The 15,553-nt window shown below is 73.4% G+C and carries 14 protein-coding genes; 8 read left to right on the top strand and 6 right to left on the bottom strand.

Annotated elements, in window-relative coordinates; translation table 11 throughout:
* The first annotated feature begins 2 nt into the window (after positions 1-2).
* Both ACILQ5_RS12010 and ACILQ5_RS12005 read left to right on the top strand, forming a co-directional pair.
* On the top strand, positions 3-818 hold the full coding sequence (locus tag ACILQ5_RS12010; RefSeq protein WP_395658233.1) for a maleylpyruvate isomerase family mycothiol-dependent enzyme: 816 nt from the start codon (positions 3-5) through the stop codon (positions 816-818).
* Positions 815-1,756: an oxidoreductase gene (locus ACILQ5_RS12005; protein WP_395658232.1), complete on the top strand. Its 942-nt coding sequence runs from the start codon at positions 815-817 to the stop codon at positions 1,754-1,756. Before ACILQ5_RS12010 ends, ACILQ5_RS12005 begins: the two co-directional genes overlap by 4 nt.
* Before the next feature lie 45 nt (positions 1,757-1,801).
* Here ACILQ5_RS12005 and ACILQ5_RS12000 read toward each other — a convergent pair whose 3' ends face one another.
* On the bottom strand, positions 1,802-3,220 hold the full coding sequence (locus ACILQ5_RS12000; RefSeq protein ID WP_395658231.1) for a hypothetical protein: 1,419 nt from the start codon (positions 3,218-3,220) through the stop codon (positions 1,802-1,804).
* A 68-nt stretch (positions 3,221-3,288) separates the two neighbouring features.
* On the opposite strand from ACILQ5_RS12000, the gene ACILQ5_RS11995 reads away from it, so the two are divergent.
* Complete coding sequence (locus ACILQ5_RS11995; protein WP_395658230.1) at positions 3,289-4,113, top strand: oxidoreductase; 825 nt, start codon at positions 3,289-3,291, stop codon at positions 4,111-4,113.
* A 230-nt stretch (positions 4,114-4,343) separates the two neighbouring features.
* Here ACILQ5_RS11995 and ACILQ5_RS11990 read toward each other — a convergent pair whose 3' ends face one another.
* Complete coding sequence (locus tag ACILQ5_RS11990; RefSeq protein ID WP_395658229.1) at positions 4,344-5,042, bottom strand: VC0807 family protein; 699 nt, start codon at positions 5,040-5,042, stop codon at positions 4,344-4,346.
* A 129-nt stretch (positions 5,043-5,171) separates the two neighbouring features.
* On the opposite strand from ACILQ5_RS11990, the gene pgm reads away from it, so the two are divergent.
* Entirely contained in the window at positions 5,172-6,812 is a 1,641-nt protein-coding gene (pgm, locus tag ACILQ5_RS11985) for a phosphoglucomutase (alpha-D-glucose-1,6-bisphosphate-dependent) (protein WP_395658228.1), read from the top strand.
* Between the two features lie 22 nt (positions 6,813-6,834).
* Here pgm and ACILQ5_RS11980 read toward each other — a convergent pair whose 3' ends face one another.
* On the bottom strand, positions 6,835-8,988 hold the full coding sequence (locus ACILQ5_RS11980; RefSeq protein WP_395658227.1) for a DUF4185 domain-containing protein: 2,154 nt from the start codon (positions 8,986-8,988) through the stop codon (positions 6,835-6,837).
* 82 nt (positions 8,989-9,070) lie between these two features.
* The gene (locus ACILQ5_RS11975) at positions 9,071-9,466 is read right to left on the bottom strand and encodes a hypothetical protein (RefSeq protein ID WP_395658226.1); all 396 of its coding nucleotides are present in this window, start codon (positions 9,464-9,466) and stop codon (positions 9,071-9,073) included.
* 69 nt (positions 9,467-9,535) lie between these two features.
* Here ACILQ5_RS11975 and ACILQ5_RS11970 point away from each other — a divergent pair, with 69 nt between their 5' ends.
* The 4 genes from ACILQ5_RS11970 to ACILQ5_RS11955 are packed head-to-tail and all read left to right on the top strand — an operon-like array spanning position 9,536 to position 13,010.
* Positions 9,536-10,468 carry an ABC transporter ATP-binding protein gene (locus ACILQ5_RS11970; RefSeq protein ID WP_395658225.1) on the top strand — a complete coding sequence of 311 codons (933 nt, stop codon included), beginning with the start codon at positions 9,536-9,538 and terminating at the stop codon, positions 10,466-10,468.
* Positions 10,452-11,369, top strand: a complete 918-nt coding sequence (locus ACILQ5_RS11965; protein WP_395658224.1) for an ABC transporter permease subunit — start codon at positions 10,452-10,454, stop codon at positions 11,367-11,369. Before ACILQ5_RS11970 ends, ACILQ5_RS11965 begins: the two co-directional genes overlap by 17 nt.
* A gap of 10 nt (positions 11,370-11,379) precedes the next feature.
* Positions 11,380-12,294, top strand: coding sequence for an ABC transporter ATP-binding protein (locus tag ACILQ5_RS11960; protein WP_395658223.1), 915 nt, complete (start codon positions 11,380-11,382; stop codon positions 12,292-12,294).
* Positions 12,291-13,010 (top strand): ABC transporter permease, encoded by a 720-nt coding sequence (locus tag ACILQ5_RS11955; protein ID WP_395658222.1) that lies wholly within the window; start codon positions 12,291-12,293, stop codon positions 13,008-13,010. Before ACILQ5_RS11960 ends, ACILQ5_RS11955 begins: the two co-directional genes overlap by 4 nt.
* Positions 13,011-13,135: 125 nt before the next feature.
* On the opposite strand, the gene ACILQ5_RS11950 is transcribed toward ACILQ5_RS11955, so the two are convergent.
* Complete coding sequence (locus ACILQ5_RS11950) at positions 13,136-14,377, bottom strand: fatty acid desaturase family protein (RefSeq protein WP_395658221.1); 1,242 nt, start codon at positions 14,375-14,377, stop codon at positions 13,136-13,138.
* Between the two features lie 15 nt (positions 14,378-14,392).
* Entirely contained in the window at positions 14,393-15,520 is a 1,128-nt protein-coding gene (locus tag ACILQ5_RS11945) for a ferredoxin reductase (protein ID WP_395658220.1), read from the bottom strand.
* Positions 15,521-15,553: the final 33 nt, after the last annotated feature.

The raw sequence follows: 15,553 nt of genomic DNA, 5'->3' as shown, positions 1-15,553 counted from the left end.
CCATGACCGACCAGGAGCTGCTCAGCGGTTACGTCGACGTGTGGTGGCAGGCCGTCAACGACTTCACCGACCTCCTCGAGGAGCTCGACGAGGACGACTGGGCACGCCCCACCGACCTGCCCGGCTGGGACGTGAAGGCCGTCGCCTCCCACGTCGCCCACCTCGAGTCGGTCCTCGCCGGCAACCCCGAGGAGACCGCCGACGTCGGCGACCCGGACCACGTCACGGGGTTCATGGGGCTCTACACCGAGGTCGGCGTGGTCACCCGTCGGGACGCCAGCCCGGACGCCATCATCAACGAGATCCGCGCGGCGGCGACCGCCCGGCACACCCGGCTCCTCGCCGAACCGCCCACGGACGCCGCCGCGAAGCCCGAGGCGGTCTTCGGCGGCATCGGGTGGGACTGGCGCACCCTGCTGCGCAACCGCCCGCTCGACGTGTGGATGCACGAGCAGGACGTGCGGCGCGCGGTCGACCGCCCCGGCGGGATGGACTCCCCCGCGGCCCGGCACACCGCCGAGTACCTCGCGGAGAGCCTCGGCTACGTGCTCGCCAAGCGGGTCGGCGCGCCGGCCGGGACCAGCGCAGTGCTGGAGATGGAGGGCAGCGACCCCTACGCCTTCGTCGTCAACGAGTCGGGCCGGGGCGAGCGGCTGGCCGCCGTCCCCGAGGACCCGACCGTGCGGCTGCGGATGGACCGCGAGGCCTTCATCCGGCTCGCCGGCGGCCGGTGCGACCCGGAGCCGGGGACCGTCCACGTCGACGGCGACCAGGACCTCGGGCAGCGCGTGCTCGACGCGCTCGCCACCACCCCGTGAGGTCGGCCGTCGACCGCTGGTCGCCGGCCGACCTGCCCGACCTGGCCGGCCGCACCGTCGTCGTGACGGGGCCGAGCAGGGGCGGGCTCGGGCAGTTCACTGCCCTGGAGCTGGCCCGGCGCCGCGCCCGGGTGGTGCTCGCCGGGCGCCGGGCCGAGCGGCTCGCCGAGACCCGCGCCGCGATCCTGGAGGAGGTCCCGGCGGCGGAGCTCGAGGAGGTGGTCGTCGACCTCGCGGACCTCGGGTCGGTACGCCGCGCCGCGGCCGGCCTGGCCGGGCTCGGACCGATCGACGTCCTGGTGAACAACGCCGGCGTGATGGGCACGCCGTACCACCGCACCGGCGACGGTCTCGAGCTGCAGATGGCGACCAACCACTTCGGCCCGTTCCTGCTCACCGGGCTGCTGCTGCCGCAGCTGGTCGCGAGCGAGGACGGCCGGGTGGTGGCGGTGTCCTCGCAGATGCACCGGGTCGCGCGGCGGGCGCCCACCGACGACCCCCGGCAGCAGCACGGGCGCTACCAGCGGTGGCCGACGTACGGGCAGACCAAGCTCGCGAACCTGCTCTTCACCTACGAGCTCGAGCGGCGGCTGCGCCGGGCCGGGCTGCCGGTCCGGGCGCTCGCCGCGCACCCCGGCTTCGCCTCGACCCACCTGGCGGCCAACGGCCAGTACGGCCGCGCCGCCGGCGGCCGGGCCACGATCCTGGACGCCGCGATCAAGGCGGTCTCGCCCAGCACCCCCGCGACCGGCGCGTGGCCCACCCTGGTGGCGGCGACCGCCGACCTGCCGGGCGGGACGTACGTCGGGCCCGACGGCCTCTTCGAGTGGGGCGGCTCGCCCCGGGTCACGACCAGCAACCGGCTCTCCCACGACGAGACCGCCCAGCGCCGCCTGTGGCAGCTGAGCGAGGAGGTCACCGGCGTCCGCTACCCGTGAGTGCCGGGCGTCGAGCGCCGGGCGCCGGTCGTGGAGCGGGGCCGGTCAGTCCCGGTCCGCGACACGGACGAACCCGCCGAGGACGGGCACGTACGCCGCGCCGTCCGGGCCGAGAGCGACCCGGCCGTGGTGGTTGTCCGCGAGCACGCCGAGCCCGGTGCGCCGGGCCCACACCGCGCGGCCGGAGTCGAGCTCGACCGCGCTGAGGTACCACGCGTCGGCGCCGAGCCAGCTGTGCCGCTTCGTGTAGACGTAGGCCAGCCCGGCCCTCGTCGAGACCGCCGGCGCCCCGCTGGGCGCGTCCAGGTCGGACTCCCAGCCGACCCGGCACTCGCCGGCGACCACGTCGACCCGGGCGAGGCCGCCGGTGGTGGTCCGGCCGAGCGCGGTCGAGAGCGGGCCGGCGTACCCGTGCTGGTCGAGCACCAGGACGCTGTTCCCGGCCGCGACCATCCCGCCGTCGGTCGAGCTGCGGTCGTCCTCGAAGAGCTCGGTCCGGCACACCACGTCGCCGGTGTCGGTGCGGTGCACCACCACCTGCATCCGAGGGCTGCGGTCGTCGGCCACCGCGACCAGCCCGGTCGGGAGCACCACCGGTGCCGCGCCCCGGCTGCCGCCGTCGTCGTACGCCGAGGACCAGGCGACCACCGGCCGCCCCCGCGTCAGCACCAGCTGGTGGAGGGCGCCGGCCCCGGCGACGTACGCCGCGCCCGGGACCGCCGCGAGCGGCCGCTCGACCCGGTCGTGGAGGTCCACGGTCCGCGCGCGACCGTCGGCGACGACGCCCACACGGCCGTCCGCGGTGGCGAACCACACGTGCCCGTCCCCGTCGACCGCCACGCCGGTCGGGCAGCCGGCGTCGGGCAGGTCGACGGTCGCGACCGTGGTCAGGTCCGCGCGGCCCTCGGCGTCCGCGGTCGTCATCACCAGGAGCCGCCGGCCGCCGGCCGCGACCACCGTCCGGTCGCCGGCCACGTCGAAGACCGGCGCGCACCCGCCCGGCAGCGTCTTGACGTCCTGCTGCCGCAGGCTGTCGGCGTCGAGGAGCCGGAGCACGGGGGCATCCGCGCCGCCGCACGCCGTCACGACCCGCTCGGCGTCGTCGAAGGCGAGCTCGCGGCACCCGGGGGTGCGGTAGGACCGGCTGGTCACCCGCGGCGACTCGCCCAGGGGCGCGGTGACCCGGTCGGCGGTCACGATGGCCGGGCGGCCGACGTACGCCGGCGTGACCAGCGCGCCCGCGCCGGGCGGCATCCGCACCCAGCCGTCGGGCAGAACGTAGGCGAGACCGGCGACGACGAGGACCGCGACCACCCACCACCCGAGCACCCGACGGCTCGGCCGCAGCCAGGCCCGGACCCGGCGGAAGCACAGCGAGCCGGCCGCCAGCAGCAGGACGACCGGCCCGAACGCCCAGCACAGGAGGGCGACGCCCACCAGGGCGGCGGTGCGCGCGAGCTTCATCGTGGGGTCCAGGCTAGGGAACCCGGCGCCCTTGGTTCGCGAGGCGCGACGACGCACAGTGGGACGACATGAAGCGACTCTCGGACGTCAAGCGGATCGGCTACGGCGCGATGCGGCTCACCGGACCCGGCATCATCGGCCCGCCGGCCGACCCCGACGAGGCGGTGCGGGTGCTGCGACGCGCGATCGACCTCGGCGTCGACCACATCGACACCAGCGACTACTACGGCCCCTACGTCGTCAACGACCTGATCCGCGAGGCGCTGCACCCCTACCCGCCGGAGCTGGTGCTGGTCACCAAGGTCGGTGCCCGGCGCGACGACGCGGGCGCCTGGCTGCCGGCGTTCTCACCGGACGAGATCAAGGAGGCCGTGCACGACAACCTCGGCCGTCTCGGCGTCGAGCGGCTCGGCGGGGTCAACCTGCGGTTCATGGACGGCCACGAGGGCTCGTTCGAGGACCAGTGGACGGTGCTCGCCGACCTGCGCTCGCAGGGGCTGGTGTGCGAGCTCGGGCTCAGCAACTGCACGCCCGAGCAGGTCAAGATCGCCCAGGACATCGCACCGGTGTCGATGGTGCAGAACGCCTACAACGTCGCGCACCGCGAGGACGACGACCTGATCGACGCCCTCGACGACCAGGGCATCTACTACGTGCCGTTCTTCCCGCTCGGCGGGTTCAGCCCGCTGCAGCTCGGCACGGTCGACGAGGTCGCGGCCAAGCACGGGGCCACCCACATGCAGGTCGCACTGGCCTGGCTGCTGCAGCGGTCGCCGAACATCCTGCTGATCCCCGGCACCAGCTCGGTCGCCCACCTCGAGGAGAACCTCGCCGCCGCCCGGCTCCGGCTCGACGAGGCCGACCTGGCCGAGCTGGACGCCATCGCCGCCTGAGGTGGGCCGCGGCGCAGGTCGGCGCAGGTCGGCGCAGGTCGACTCAGGTCGACTCAGGTCGACTCAGGTCGACTCAGGTCGACTCAGGTCGACTCAGGTTCACCATGGTCTGTGGTCGAACCCGCACCTCCCTGGCTCTGCCCACCGTGGGAAGTGCAGGTTCGCCTGCATCCCGTGGTGAACCTGCGGCGGCCCGGATCAGCCGGCGGCCAGGGGTCAGCGGCCAGGGGTCAGGCGGGGACAGGGACGGGCACCGGGACGACGGCGCCGGGCAGCAGCCCCTCCTTGCGGGCGACGAGCACGGCCAGGCTGATCGTCCCACCGGCGGCGAGCATGTTGATGCTCAGCGCCGAGACGCTCTTGACCAGCACGAACGTCTGGAGCGACGTCGACTGGAGCAGCCACAGGGTGAGCAGCGCCTTGGTGAGGCAGAGCACGGCCCACAGCACGGTCAGGTTGCGGAACAGCCGCTGGATCCGCGGCCGCAGGTGCAGCTCGTCGTCCATCGGGTAGAAGTCGCCGGCCAGCCGGGCCACCATCGGCCGGGCCGTCAGGAGGGACACCAGGAACGCCGTCGCGACGACGCCGTCGCTGATGATCGGCTGGAGGAAGTAGAGGAACGTGCTGCCCGCCGCGAACGAGATCACCGTCCGCGCGGTCAGCAGCAGCGCGGTCAGCAGCAGCAGACCCGACGGCCGGCGGCCGGTCACCGCGCGCCAGGCGATCGCGCCGTAGGACCAGCCGAGCGCGACGGCGATCGCGGTCCACACGCCGTACAGGCGGAAGCAGGTGTAGAAGAGGGCGGCCGGGACGGCGCAGGCGACCAGCAGGCTCAGGCTGACCCGGCGGACCACGGCACGCAGCGACGGGTGGGGCGGGACGTCGTTCTCAGCGCCGGTGGGTCCGGTGAGGCTGACGGTGGAGGTCATGGGGTCCTGTCGGCGTGGAGGTCGCGAGGGAGCCCCGCTCTGCCTCGACTGTAGATCGCTTCCCTGAGCCTTCCCCGTGTCGTCGGTCCCGAACCCTGGTGACGAACGTCTCGCGGCATGATGGTCCGTATGAGCGACCCCCGCGCCGGTCAGCCGGCCGCCCCCTCGGACCTCGTCGACGTCGCGCACCTCGTCACGGCCTACTACACCGGGGTCCCGGACCCCGACGACGTGGACCAGCAGGTCGCGTTCGGGACGAGCGGGCACCGCGGGTCGTCGCTGCGCACGGCCTTCAACGAGACCCACATCCTGGCCACCACCCAGGCGATCGTCGACTACCGCCGCGAGCAGGGGTACGACGGCCCGCTGTTCGTCGGCCGTGACACCCACGGGCTCTCGGAGCCGGCCTGGTCGACCGCGCTCGAGGTGCTGGCCGCGAACGACGTGACGGTGCTGGTCGACGACCGGGACGGCTACACGCCGACCCCGGCCGTCTCGCACGCCATCCTGCGCGCCAACGGCGGCCGCACCACCGGCGCCGGGCTCGCCGACGGCATCGTGGTCACGCCCTCGCACAACCCGCCGAGCGACGGCGGCTTCAAGTACAACCCGCCCCACGGCGGACCGGCCGACACCGACGCGACCTCGGTGATCGCGGCCCGGGCCAACGAGCTGATCCGCGGTGGTCTGGCGGGCGTGCAGCGGGTCCCGTTCGCACGCGCCCGGGCCGCCGCGCAGCCGTACGACTTCCTCGGGACCTACGTCGACGACCTGCCGAACGTCGTCGACATCGACGCGATCCGGTCCGCCGGCGTGCGGATCGGGGCGGACCCGCTCGGTGGCGCGTCCGTGGCCTACTGGGGCGAGATCGCCGACCGGCACGGCCTCGACCTGACCGTCGTCAACCCGTTGGTCGACCCGACCTGGCGGTTCATGACCCTCGACTGGGACGGCAAGATCCGGATGGACTGCTCCTCGCCGTCCGCGATGGCCTCGCTGATCGCGCAGCGGGACCGCTACGACATCGCGACCGGCAACGACGCCGACTCCGACCGGCACGGCGTCGTCACCCCCGACGCCGGGCTGATGAACCCCAACCACTACCTCGCCGTCGCGATCGGCTACCTCTTCGGCGGGGCCCGCCCGGACTGGCCGGCGGGCGCGCAGATCGGCAAGACGCTGGTCTCGTCCTCGATGATCGACCGGGTCGCGCAGGCGATCGGCCGCGAGATGGTCGAGGTCCCGGTCGGCTTCAAGTGGTTCGTGCCCGGCCTGATCGACGGCTCGTTCGGCTTCGGCGGCGAGGAGTCGGCGGGCGCGTCGTTCCTGCGCCGCGACGGCTCGGTCTGGACGACCGACAAGGACGGGATCATCCTGGCGCTGCTCGCCTCGGAGATCCTGGCGACCACGGGCTCCTCGCCGAGCGCGCGGTACGCCGACCTGGTGGCCGAGCACGGCGAGCCGGCCTACGCCCGGATCGACGCCCCCGCCTCGCGGGAGGAGAAGGCGAAGCTGGCGGCCCTCTCGCCGGACGACGTCGCCGCGACCTCGCTGGCCGGCGAGGAGATCACCGCCAAGCTGACCGAGGCGCCCGGCAACGGCGCGAAGATCGGCGGGCTCAAGGTCGTCACCGCGTCGGCGTGGTTCGCCGCCCGGCCCTCCGGCACCGAGGACGTCTACAAGATCTACGCGGAGTCGTTCCGCGGGCCCGAGCACCTCGCCCAGGTGCAGGAGGAGGCCCGGGCGGTCGTCGGCGCGGCGCTCGGCTGAGTCGGGACGTCCGACTGTCGGGTCACTCGGGCATCGGCACCCGGATCAGCGTGGGCCGGTAGAGGGTCGGGTCCGCCTGGATCTTCGAGAAGTCGGTGTTGTTGCGGCTGTAGGAGACGACCATCGTCCCCGGCAGCGGGAGCAGCTCGGGGTGGGCGAGCGGCATGTAGGTGACCTCGCCCGACGCCGGGTCCGACGGGAGGGTGGCGACCGGGCCGGCCAGCGTGAAGGGTCCGGTGGGCCCGGGCGCCGTCCAGAACGCCAGCTGGTCCCCGAGGTCCCCGCCGAGCTTGCTGACGGCGTACCACCGGTCGTCCTGGTGGAAGACGCTCAGGGTCTGGGAGACACCGACGGAGGCGGGGATGACGTCCACCGCGTAGTCGGCGTCGGCGTGCCAGCTCGAGCCGTCCCAGTAGCGCCACTTCGACTGGTCGAGGGCGTCGTCGGGGCGGACCCGGGCGACCCGGAGCGAGAAGCCCAGGGTGCTGCCGTCGGCGGGCCGGGCCGTCCCGTAGGCGTAGAGCCAGCCGTCGTCGAGAGCGAGCGCGGCGCCCCACTCGGGACGCGCGCTGTTGACGTCGTCCCGGCCGAAGTCCTTGGTGCCGATCAGCTGCGGGGTCTCGCCGACGGGCACCACGAAGACCGCGAGGGACGGGCCGAGGTTGGCGAAGTCGAAGGAGCCCGATCCGGTGGTGGCCACCCGCTGCGTCGACACCAGGACCAGGTCGTAGCCGGGCCGGTGGATCACGGCCGACGACATCGGCCAGTAGCCGACGCCGTCGAGGCGGTCGGGGATCAGCGCGCCCTTCGACGGCGGCAGCACGACCGAGACGCAGTCGACGTCCCAGAGCATCATCGAGTTCCGCACGAACCGCGGGCCGTCGAAGGTCGAGCTGCGCAGGGTGTCGCCGAACACCAGCAGGAACCGGCCGTCCTGGAGGTGGACGTCGGCCCCCACGTCGGCGCCCCGGAACGCGGGGCTGCCCTGCAGGGTCGCGATCTGCTGGTTCAGCTCGTCCACGCTGACCGTGGGCGCGGCGTCCGCGATGCAGGTCGTCTGCGACGCCACGCTGGGGACCGGCCGGGCCCCGGTGGCTCCGGTCGGCACCAGCGCGACGACCAGCGCCATCGCGGCCGCCAGCGGCAGGATCGACCCGACCACCCACAGCCGCCAGTGCCGCACCGGCATGTCGGCGGGATCCGTCGCCGGATCGGCGCGCCGGCGCAGCACCCAGGCGATGACGACCGCGACCAGGGCGACCAGCGCGATCGCGGCGAGCTCGAGGACGGGTCGCACGGCGTGGCTCGGGTCGAGGTAGGTCACCCCGGCCAGCGCCTGCTGGGTCGCCCCGGTCATCAGCCACGGGGTGACGGTCGGCCACGGCGGGGGGAGCAGGTAGGGACTGGTGTCGGTGAGCAGCGGCGTCGCCAGGACGAAGTACGTCGCCGCGACGATCGCCAGCCCGACCAGGCCGGCGAGCGCCTCGACCGCCAGCGTGATCGCGCCGAGGGTGAACGCGTAGCCGGCCCCGATCGCCACCACCGACACCGAGTCGCCGGGGAGCTGCACCGCCGGGAGCAGCTGGAGCACGGTGGCGCCACCGACCGAGACCCCGGCCAGCGCGAGCAGCCGCCGGGCGCCGGCCGTGGCCGAGCCCGCGACCGGTCCGCGGACCATCGAGACCGCCAGCACGAAGCCGAAGCCGAGGAGCCCGCACAGGAGCACGTAGGTCCGGATGTCGTCCTCGGCCCCCGCCGTGCCCGGGCGGGTCAGCTCGCGGACCTCGACGGTGCGGCCGCGGGACTTCTCGATCGAGGTGATCCGCTCGACGAGCGCGTCGTTGAGGGCGGGGTCAGCGCCGCCGTTGACCATGACCACGTCGTCGGTCCCCGGGAGGTCGACGACGACGGAGGCGACCGCGTCGCCGTCCCGGACGGCCTCCTTCGCGCGGTCGGTGTCGGCCGTCCAGTCCGCGTCGAACGGGTCACCCGGGAACGCCGACGCCTCGTTCGCGAGCGCCTCCGCCACGACGGCGGGAGCGGCGACGAGGACCGGAGCCTGATGCGGGCCGTCACCCGAGCGGGCGGTCAGCGTCACGAGGACGACGACGTGGACCAGCGCGACGCCCAGGCAGACGAGCAGGGTCCAGCGACCTGCTCCCCGCGGTCCGGCCACCGGCCCTCCTCCCCTCGCCCGACGGCAGTCTCTCGCGTCCCGGTCGCGGGCACCCACGAAGCGCCGAGGTGTGGGAAAACGCTCAGAGGTGGTCCGGCACGGTGAGGGCGTCGGGGTCGGTGCGCGGCGGCAGGCACTCGAGCGCCAGCCTGACCAGTGCGACCCGCGCGGCGAGCAGCGCCGTGCGACGCAGCCCGCGCTCGTCGGCCAGCCGCTCCTCGACGGCCGCGGTGACCTCCTCGTCCGTGTACGTCGGCCGGGTGCCCGGCTCGACCGGCACGTCGGGCAGCGAGACGAGTGCCGGCAGCAGCTGGGAGCCGAGGCCGTCGAGCAGCTGGAACCGCTGGTAGCGGGTGAGCGCCTCCCACGCCTCGTCCTCGGTGCGCCGGCCCTTCTTGACGTCCTTGTCCTGGGTCGCGAGCACGCTCTTGGCGACCCCGGTCAGCGCGACGGTCAGCTCGTGCTCGGTGAATCGCATGGGTCCAGGATGCCGGAGACCCGCGCGCGCCCGCCGCGGCGGCTGGGTGCCACGGCCTAGGTTGGGGGCGTGGCCGTCATCGAGACCGCGGGGCTGACGAAGGCCTACCCGCGCGTCACGGCGCTGGACCACCTCGATGTGTCCGTCGGCGAGGGCGTGACAGGACTCGTGGGCGCGAACGGCGCCGGCAAGTCCACCCTGATCAAGATCCTGCTCGGGCTGGTGCCGGCCACCAGCGGCAGCGCGACCGTGCTCGGCCACGACGTCGCGACCGAGGGCGCCCAGATCCGGGCGGTGGTCGGCTACATGCCCGAGCACGACTGCCTGCCCGCCGACGTGTCGGCCAGCGACCTGGTCGTCCACCTCGGCCAGATGTCCGGGCTGCCCTACTCCGCGGCGCGGGAGCGCACCTCCGACGTGCTGCGCCACGTCGGGCTCGCCGAGGAGCGCTACCGTCCGATCGGCGGCTACTCCACCGGCATGAAGCAGCGGGTCAAGCTGGCCCAGGCGCTGGTCCACGACCCGCGGCTGGTGCTGCTCGACGAGCCGACGAACGGGCTCGACCCCTCCGCGCGCGACGACATGCTCGCCCTGGTGCGCCGGATCGGCGAGGAGTTCGGCATCGCGGTGCTGGTCACCTCCCACCTCCTGGGCGAGCTCGAGCGGGTGAGCGACCACGTGGTGGTCCTCGACGCCGGCCGGCTGCTGCGCTCCTCGGCGACCACCGACTTCCTGCACGCGACCGGCAGCCTGCTCGTCGAGGTGCAGGGCCGTCCCGACGCCGACCGGCTGCTCGGCCAGGCGCTCGTCGACGCCGGGCTCACCGCCCGCCCGGCCGGCGGCACGCTGATCGAGGTCGAGGTCCGCGACGAGACCACACCCGACGTCGTCCGCGACCTCACCGTCGACCTCGGCCTCGGGCTGGTGCGGATGCAGGAGCGGCACCACCGCATCGAGGACGTCTTCCGCGAGGGGGGTGCCGGCCATGTCCAGCCCGTCTGAGCCGACGACGACCGGCGCGCCCACCGGTGTCATCCACGACCTCGGCTACCGGCCGTACGGCGGCCCGCGGCTCGGCGAGCGGGCGGTCGCGCGGTCCTTCTTCACGACCGGGCTGCGCAACACCTACGGGCTCGGCCGCTCGGCGCGCTCGAAGGTCCTGCCGATGGTGCTGCTCGGGCTGATGCTGCTGCCGGCGCTGATCCTGGTCGGGGTCCTCGTGCAGGCGAAGAACCTGCTCGGGCTCGACGAGCAGATCGTGCCCTACTCGACCTACCCGCTCACGACGCAGCTGCTGATCTCGGTCTTCGTGGCTGCGCAGGCGCCGGCGCTGGTCTCGCGGGACCTCCGGTTCCGGACCATCACGCTCTACCTGGCGCGGCCGATGCGGCGGTGGGTCTACGTCCTGGTCCGCTTCGCCTCGCTCGCCGTCGCCACCTTCGTGCTCGTCGCCGCGCCGCTGCTGCTGCTCTACGTGGGCGGGTTGCTCGCCGACCTGCCGATCGGCCGGGAGACCGGCCGGTTCCTGGGCGCGGTCGTCGGCGCGGCCCTGCTCGCCGCCTGCCTGGCCGGGCTCGCGGCGCTGGTCTCGGCGCTGACGGTGCGGCGCGGGCTCGCGGTCACCGCGGTGATCGTCGTGCTGCTGGTCAGCTACACCGTCGTCGTCGCGGTCCAGGGCATCTCCTACGACGCCGGCCACGCGACCGTCGGCCAGGTGGCCGGGATCTTCTCGCCGTACACGCTCGTCAACGGCGTGCAGGTCTTCCTCTTCGACTCCCCCGCCGCCACCGCGACGCCACCCGAGGGCACCGCCATGGGGCTGCTGTACGTCGTCGCGACGGTGCTGGTGGTCGCCGGCTCGGTCGCCGCGCTGATGGCCCGCTACCGCAGGGTCTCGCCGTGAGGTCCGCCCGATGAGCGAGATCCGCATCGACCACGTCTCGCGCTGGTTCCGCAACGTCGTCGCCGTCAACGACGTGACGATGACGATCGGGCCCGGCGTGACCGGCCTGCTCGGCCCGAACGGCGCCGGCAAGTCCACCCTGATCGCGCTGATGTCGGGGTTCCTGGCGCCCTCGGCCGGGTCGGTGACCCTGGACGGTGACCCGCTGTGGCGCAACGAGCAGGTCTACCGCAAGGTCGGCCTGGTCCCCGAGCGCGAGGCGCTCTTCGACTACCTCACCGGCCGGGAGTTCGTCGTCGCCAACGCCGAGCTCCAGGGGCTGCCCGACCCGGGCGCCGCGTCCCAGCGCGCCATCGCGATGATCGAGATGACCGACGCCCAGGACCGGGAGATCTCGACCTACTCCAAGGGGATGCGGCAGCGGATCAAGATGGCCTCGGCGCTGGTCCACGACCCCGGGGTGCTGCTGCTCGACGAGCCGTTCAACGGGATGGACCCGCGGCAGCGGATCCACCTGATGGAGCTGATCCGGACCATGGGCGCCGAGGGCCGCACGGTGCTCTTCAGCTCCCACATCCTCGAGGAGGTCGAGCAGGTCGCCCGCCAGATCGAGGTCGTGGTCGCCGGCCGGCACGCGGCCTCGGGCGACTTCGGCGCGATCCGGCGGCTGATGACCGACCGGCCGAACCGCTTCGTGCTGCGCACCGCGGACGACCGGCTGATGGCGTCCGTGCTGCTCGCCGACCGCTCGGTGCGGGGCGCCCGGCTGCGGGCCGAGGGCGGCATCGAGCTCGAGGCCTCCGACTTCGGCCGGTTCAGCGAGGTGCTGCCGCGGCTGGCCCGCGACCACGGCGTACGCCTGCACGAGGTGACCCCGGCCGACGAGTCGCTCGAGAGCGTCTTCTCCTACCTGGTGGCGCCGTGATCGTGTCGCGGACCATCGTGCGGCTGGGCGTGCGCAGCATCTTCGGCCGCTGGCGCGGGGTGCTGCTGTTCGTGCTGCCGCTGATCCTGCTCGGGCTCTCGGTGCTCGCCCGGGCGCTGGTCGGGCAGGACGACGAGGGCGCCCGGCACACGCTCTACGGGCTCGGCCTGGTCGTGGTGGTGCCGCTCGTGGCGCTGCTCGCGACCTCCGGGCTGCTCGCTCCGGAGATCGACGACGGCTCGATCTCCTACCTGCTCGCCAAGCCGGTGCCCCGCTCCACGATCGTCGTCAGCAAGCTCGTGGTCGCGGTCGCGTGCGTGCTCGCCTTCGGGACGCTGCCGCTCCTGGTCGCCGGGCTCGTGGTGCGGACCTCCGAGCCGTCCCTGGCGATCGGCTTCGCGCTCGGCTCGGCGCTCGGCGGCGCGGCGTACTGCGCGCTGTTCGCGCTGCTGTCGGTGCTCACCCGGCATGCCGTCGTGATCGGGCTGGTCTACCTGCTGGTGTGGGAGGGGCTCCTCGGCGGGCTGCTCGACGGCGTGCGCTGGCTCAGCGTCACCCGCTGGTCGGCCGAGGTCGTCGACCGGGTCGCCGGCACCTCGCTGGTCTCCGGGCTGCCGCTGACCTACGCGCTGGTCGCCGGCCTGGTCGCTATCGTCGGTGGCACCTGGCTCACCGGCCACCGGCTGCGGTCGTTCAACCTCACCGGCGACGAGTAGGAGCCTCGGCGGACCTGTCGCGGCAGACCATCGCCGAAGCTGCCCGGGCGAACCCGCAGGACACGCCGGTGTGCTGCGGCGAGTCGTGCGGGAGTCACCGGTCAGCCGGTGAGACCCGGCGTGTCTCAGGCAGCCGCGGCCGCCGCCTGCCGACGGGCCTGCTGCTGCAGCCGTGCCTGGGCGGCCCGGCGGACCTTGGGGCCCTTGGTCGACATCGCCCAGAGCAGCTTGGTCTGCGAGGGCAGGTTCTTGACGGTGGTCGTCGGGAGCCAGCCGTTGGGGAGCGAGAGCCGGACCACCTTGTGCCAGGCCGAGTAGACCTGCTGCGGCAGCGGGGCCGAGTGGTAGTTCAGGTCGTACTTCTCGAACAGCGCCTGGACGCGCGGGGCGACCTCGGCGTACCGGTTCGACGGGAGGTCCGGGAACAGGTGGTGCTCGATCTGGTGCGACAGGTTGCCGCTCATCAGGTGCATCGCCTTCGAGCCGGAGATGTTCGCCGAGCCGAGCATCTGGCGCAGGTACCACTCGCCGCGGGTCTCCTTCTCCGGGATCGCCCGCTTCTCGAAGGTCTCGACGCCCTCGGGGAAGTGGCCGCACATGATCACCGAGTGCGACCAGACGTTGCGCACCAGGTTGGCGGTGAAGTTCGCGGCGAGCGTCGGCAGGAACCCGCCGAAGGGGATCGCGAGCGCCGGGTTGACGACGTAGTCCTTGGTGGCCTGCTTGCGGATCTTGCCGAGCGTCTTGCGCACCGAGGACTTGAACTCCTCCGAGCGCTTCTCCTTCGGCAGCCGCAGGTTGCGGCCGAGCTCGAGGTCGTACGCCGCGATGCCGTACTCGAAGAAGCAGGCGTTGATGAAGTTCCAGACCGGCTGCAGCAGGTAGGCGGGGACCCAGCGCTGGTCCTCGTCGACGCGCATGATGCCGTAGCCGAGGTCGTTGTCCTTGCCGACGATGTTCGTATAGGTGTGGTGGATCTCGTTGTGCGCGTGCTTCCAGCCCTCGGCCGTCGACGCGTTGTCCCACTCCCAGGTGGTCGAGTGGATCTTGGGGTCGCGCATCCAGTCCCACTGGCCGTGCATGACGTTGTGGCCGATCTCCATGTTCTCGAGGATCTTGGCCACGGACAGGCCGACGGTGCCGAGCACCCACAGCGGCGGCAGCGCGGAGCCGAGCAGCACCGCGCGGGAGGCCAGGTCGAGGCGGCGCTGCACGTCGACGACGCGGCGGATGTAGGCGGCGTCGCGCTCGCCGCGGTCGTCGAGGACGTCCTGGCGGATCGCGTCCAGCTCGATGCCGAGCTGCTCGACGTCCTCGGGGGTCAGGTGGGCGGTCGGGTTCTCGGGCTTCTTGGTGATGGCGGTCATGGTGTCTCCTCGCGGTCAGTGATCGAGGTGGCACGGCCCGGCGGCCGCGTTGATGCAGGTCTGGATCGGTACGCCGCTGGGGCCGGTCTCGCCCGGCACGGCGACGGTGAGCGCGCCGTTGCGGAGGTCGCGCACGGCGCCCTCCTTCATCGGCAGCACGCAGCTCATGCAGATGCCCATCCGGCAGCCGCTGGGCATGAGGACGCCGGCGTTCTCCGCGGCGTCCAGGATCGGGGTCGCGCCGTCGCCCTCGACGACGGTGCCGTCCGCGAACGTGACGGTCCCCCCCTCGCCGGCGACGACGGGGGCGGCCGGGCGGAAGCGCTCGGTCGTGAGCACCAGCCCGAGCTCGTCGTAGTGGTCCTGGAGGGCGTCGAGCAGGCCGGCCGGCCCGCAGGCGTACGCCGTGCGCTCGTCGAGGTCGGGGACCACGGCGTCGAGCTCGGCGACGTCGAGCAGGCCGTGGGTGTCGGTGTGCATCTCGACCAGCCGGAGCAGGCCGCGGGCGGCGTAGGAGCGCAGCTCGGGGCCGAAGATCACCGCGTCTCGGGTCATCGCGGAGTGCAGCAGCACGATGTCGCCGGCGTACGGCGTGGCGCGGGAGAACAGGTTGCGCAGCATCCCGATCACCGGGGTGATGCCGGAGCCGGCGGTCACCAGCAGCAGCTTCTGCGGGATCGGCTGCGGGAGCACGAACTCGCCCTGGGCCTGCGCGAGCTGCAGCATCTGGCCCGGGCGGGCGCGGTGCACGAGGTGGTTCGAGACGACGCCGTCCGGGATCGCCTTGACGGTCACGCTGATACAGCCGTCGGCGCGCGGGCCGTGGGTCAGGGAGTAGGTGCGCCAGAGCCGGACGCCCTCGACGTCGACACCCATCCGGACGTACTGGCCCGGCACGTGGCCCGCCCAGTCACGCCCGGGCTTGACGACGAGCGTGGTCGCCTCGACCGTCTCGGGCCGCACGTCGACGATCCGGCCGCGGAGCTCGGCGCCGCGGCGCAGCGGGTGGAAGACGTCGAGCACGTCGTCGAGCTGGAGCGGCGTGACGGCCGCGTCGGCGAACCGGCGCAGGCTCTGCCGCAGGTTGTGCCCGAGGCCGGGGCCACGGGCGGGGGCCCGGCGGGACGGAACAGCGATGCTCATGCTTCCAGTGTGCTGCTCCCCGGGGGTGACATC

It is taken from the genome of Nocardioides sp. (genome assembly GCF_044226305.1).
GTDB lineage: Bacteria > Actinomycetota > Actinomycetes > Propionibacteriales > Nocardioidaceae > Nocardioides.
This window is presented reverse-complemented; position numbering and strand designations above follow the sequence as displayed.

What these genes read in the sequence shown, in the direction of transcription:
- ACILQ5_RS12010 (WP_395658233.1), top strand. Translation starts at nt 3, where the DNA reads ATGACCGACCAGGAGCTGCTCAGCGGTTACGTCGACGTGTGGTGGCAG.
- ACILQ5_RS12000 (WP_395658231.1), bottom strand. Translation starts at nt 3,220, where the DNA reads ATGAAGCTCGCGCGCACCGCCGCCCTGGTGGGCGTCGCCCTCCTGTGC.
- ACILQ5_RS11995 (WP_395658230.1), top strand. Translation starts at nt 3,289, where the DNA reads ATGAAGCGACTCTCGGACGTCAAGCGGATCGGCTACGGCGCGATGCGG.
- ACILQ5_RS11990 (WP_395658229.1), bottom strand. Translation starts at nt 5,042, where the DNA reads ATGACCTCCACCGTCAGCCTCACCGGACCCACCGGCGCTGAGAACGAC.
- pgm (WP_395658228.1), top strand. Translation starts at nt 5,172, where the DNA reads ATGAGCGACCCCCGCGCCGGTCAGCCGGCCGCCCCCTCGGACCTCGTC.
- ACILQ5_RS11975 (WP_395658226.1), bottom strand. Translation starts at nt 9,466, where the DNA reads ATGCGATTCACCGAGCACGAGCTGACCGTCGCGCTGACCGGGGTCGCC.
- ACILQ5_RS11965 (WP_395658224.1), top strand. Translation starts at nt 10,452, where the DNA reads ATGTCCAGCCCGTCTGAGCCGACGACGACCGGCGCGCCCACCGGTGTC.
- ACILQ5_RS11960 (WP_395658223.1), top strand. Translation starts at nt 11,380, where the DNA reads ATGAGCGAGATCCGCATCGACCACGTCTCGCGCTGGTTCCGCAACGTC.
- ACILQ5_RS11950 (WP_395658221.1), bottom strand. Translation starts at nt 14,377, where the DNA reads ATGACCGCCATCACCAAGAAGCCCGAGAACCCGACCGCCCACCTGACC.
- ACILQ5_RS11945 (WP_395658220.1), bottom strand. Translation starts at nt 15,520, where the DNA reads ATGAGCATCGCTGTTCCGTCCCGCCGGGCCCCCGCCCGTGGCCCCGGC.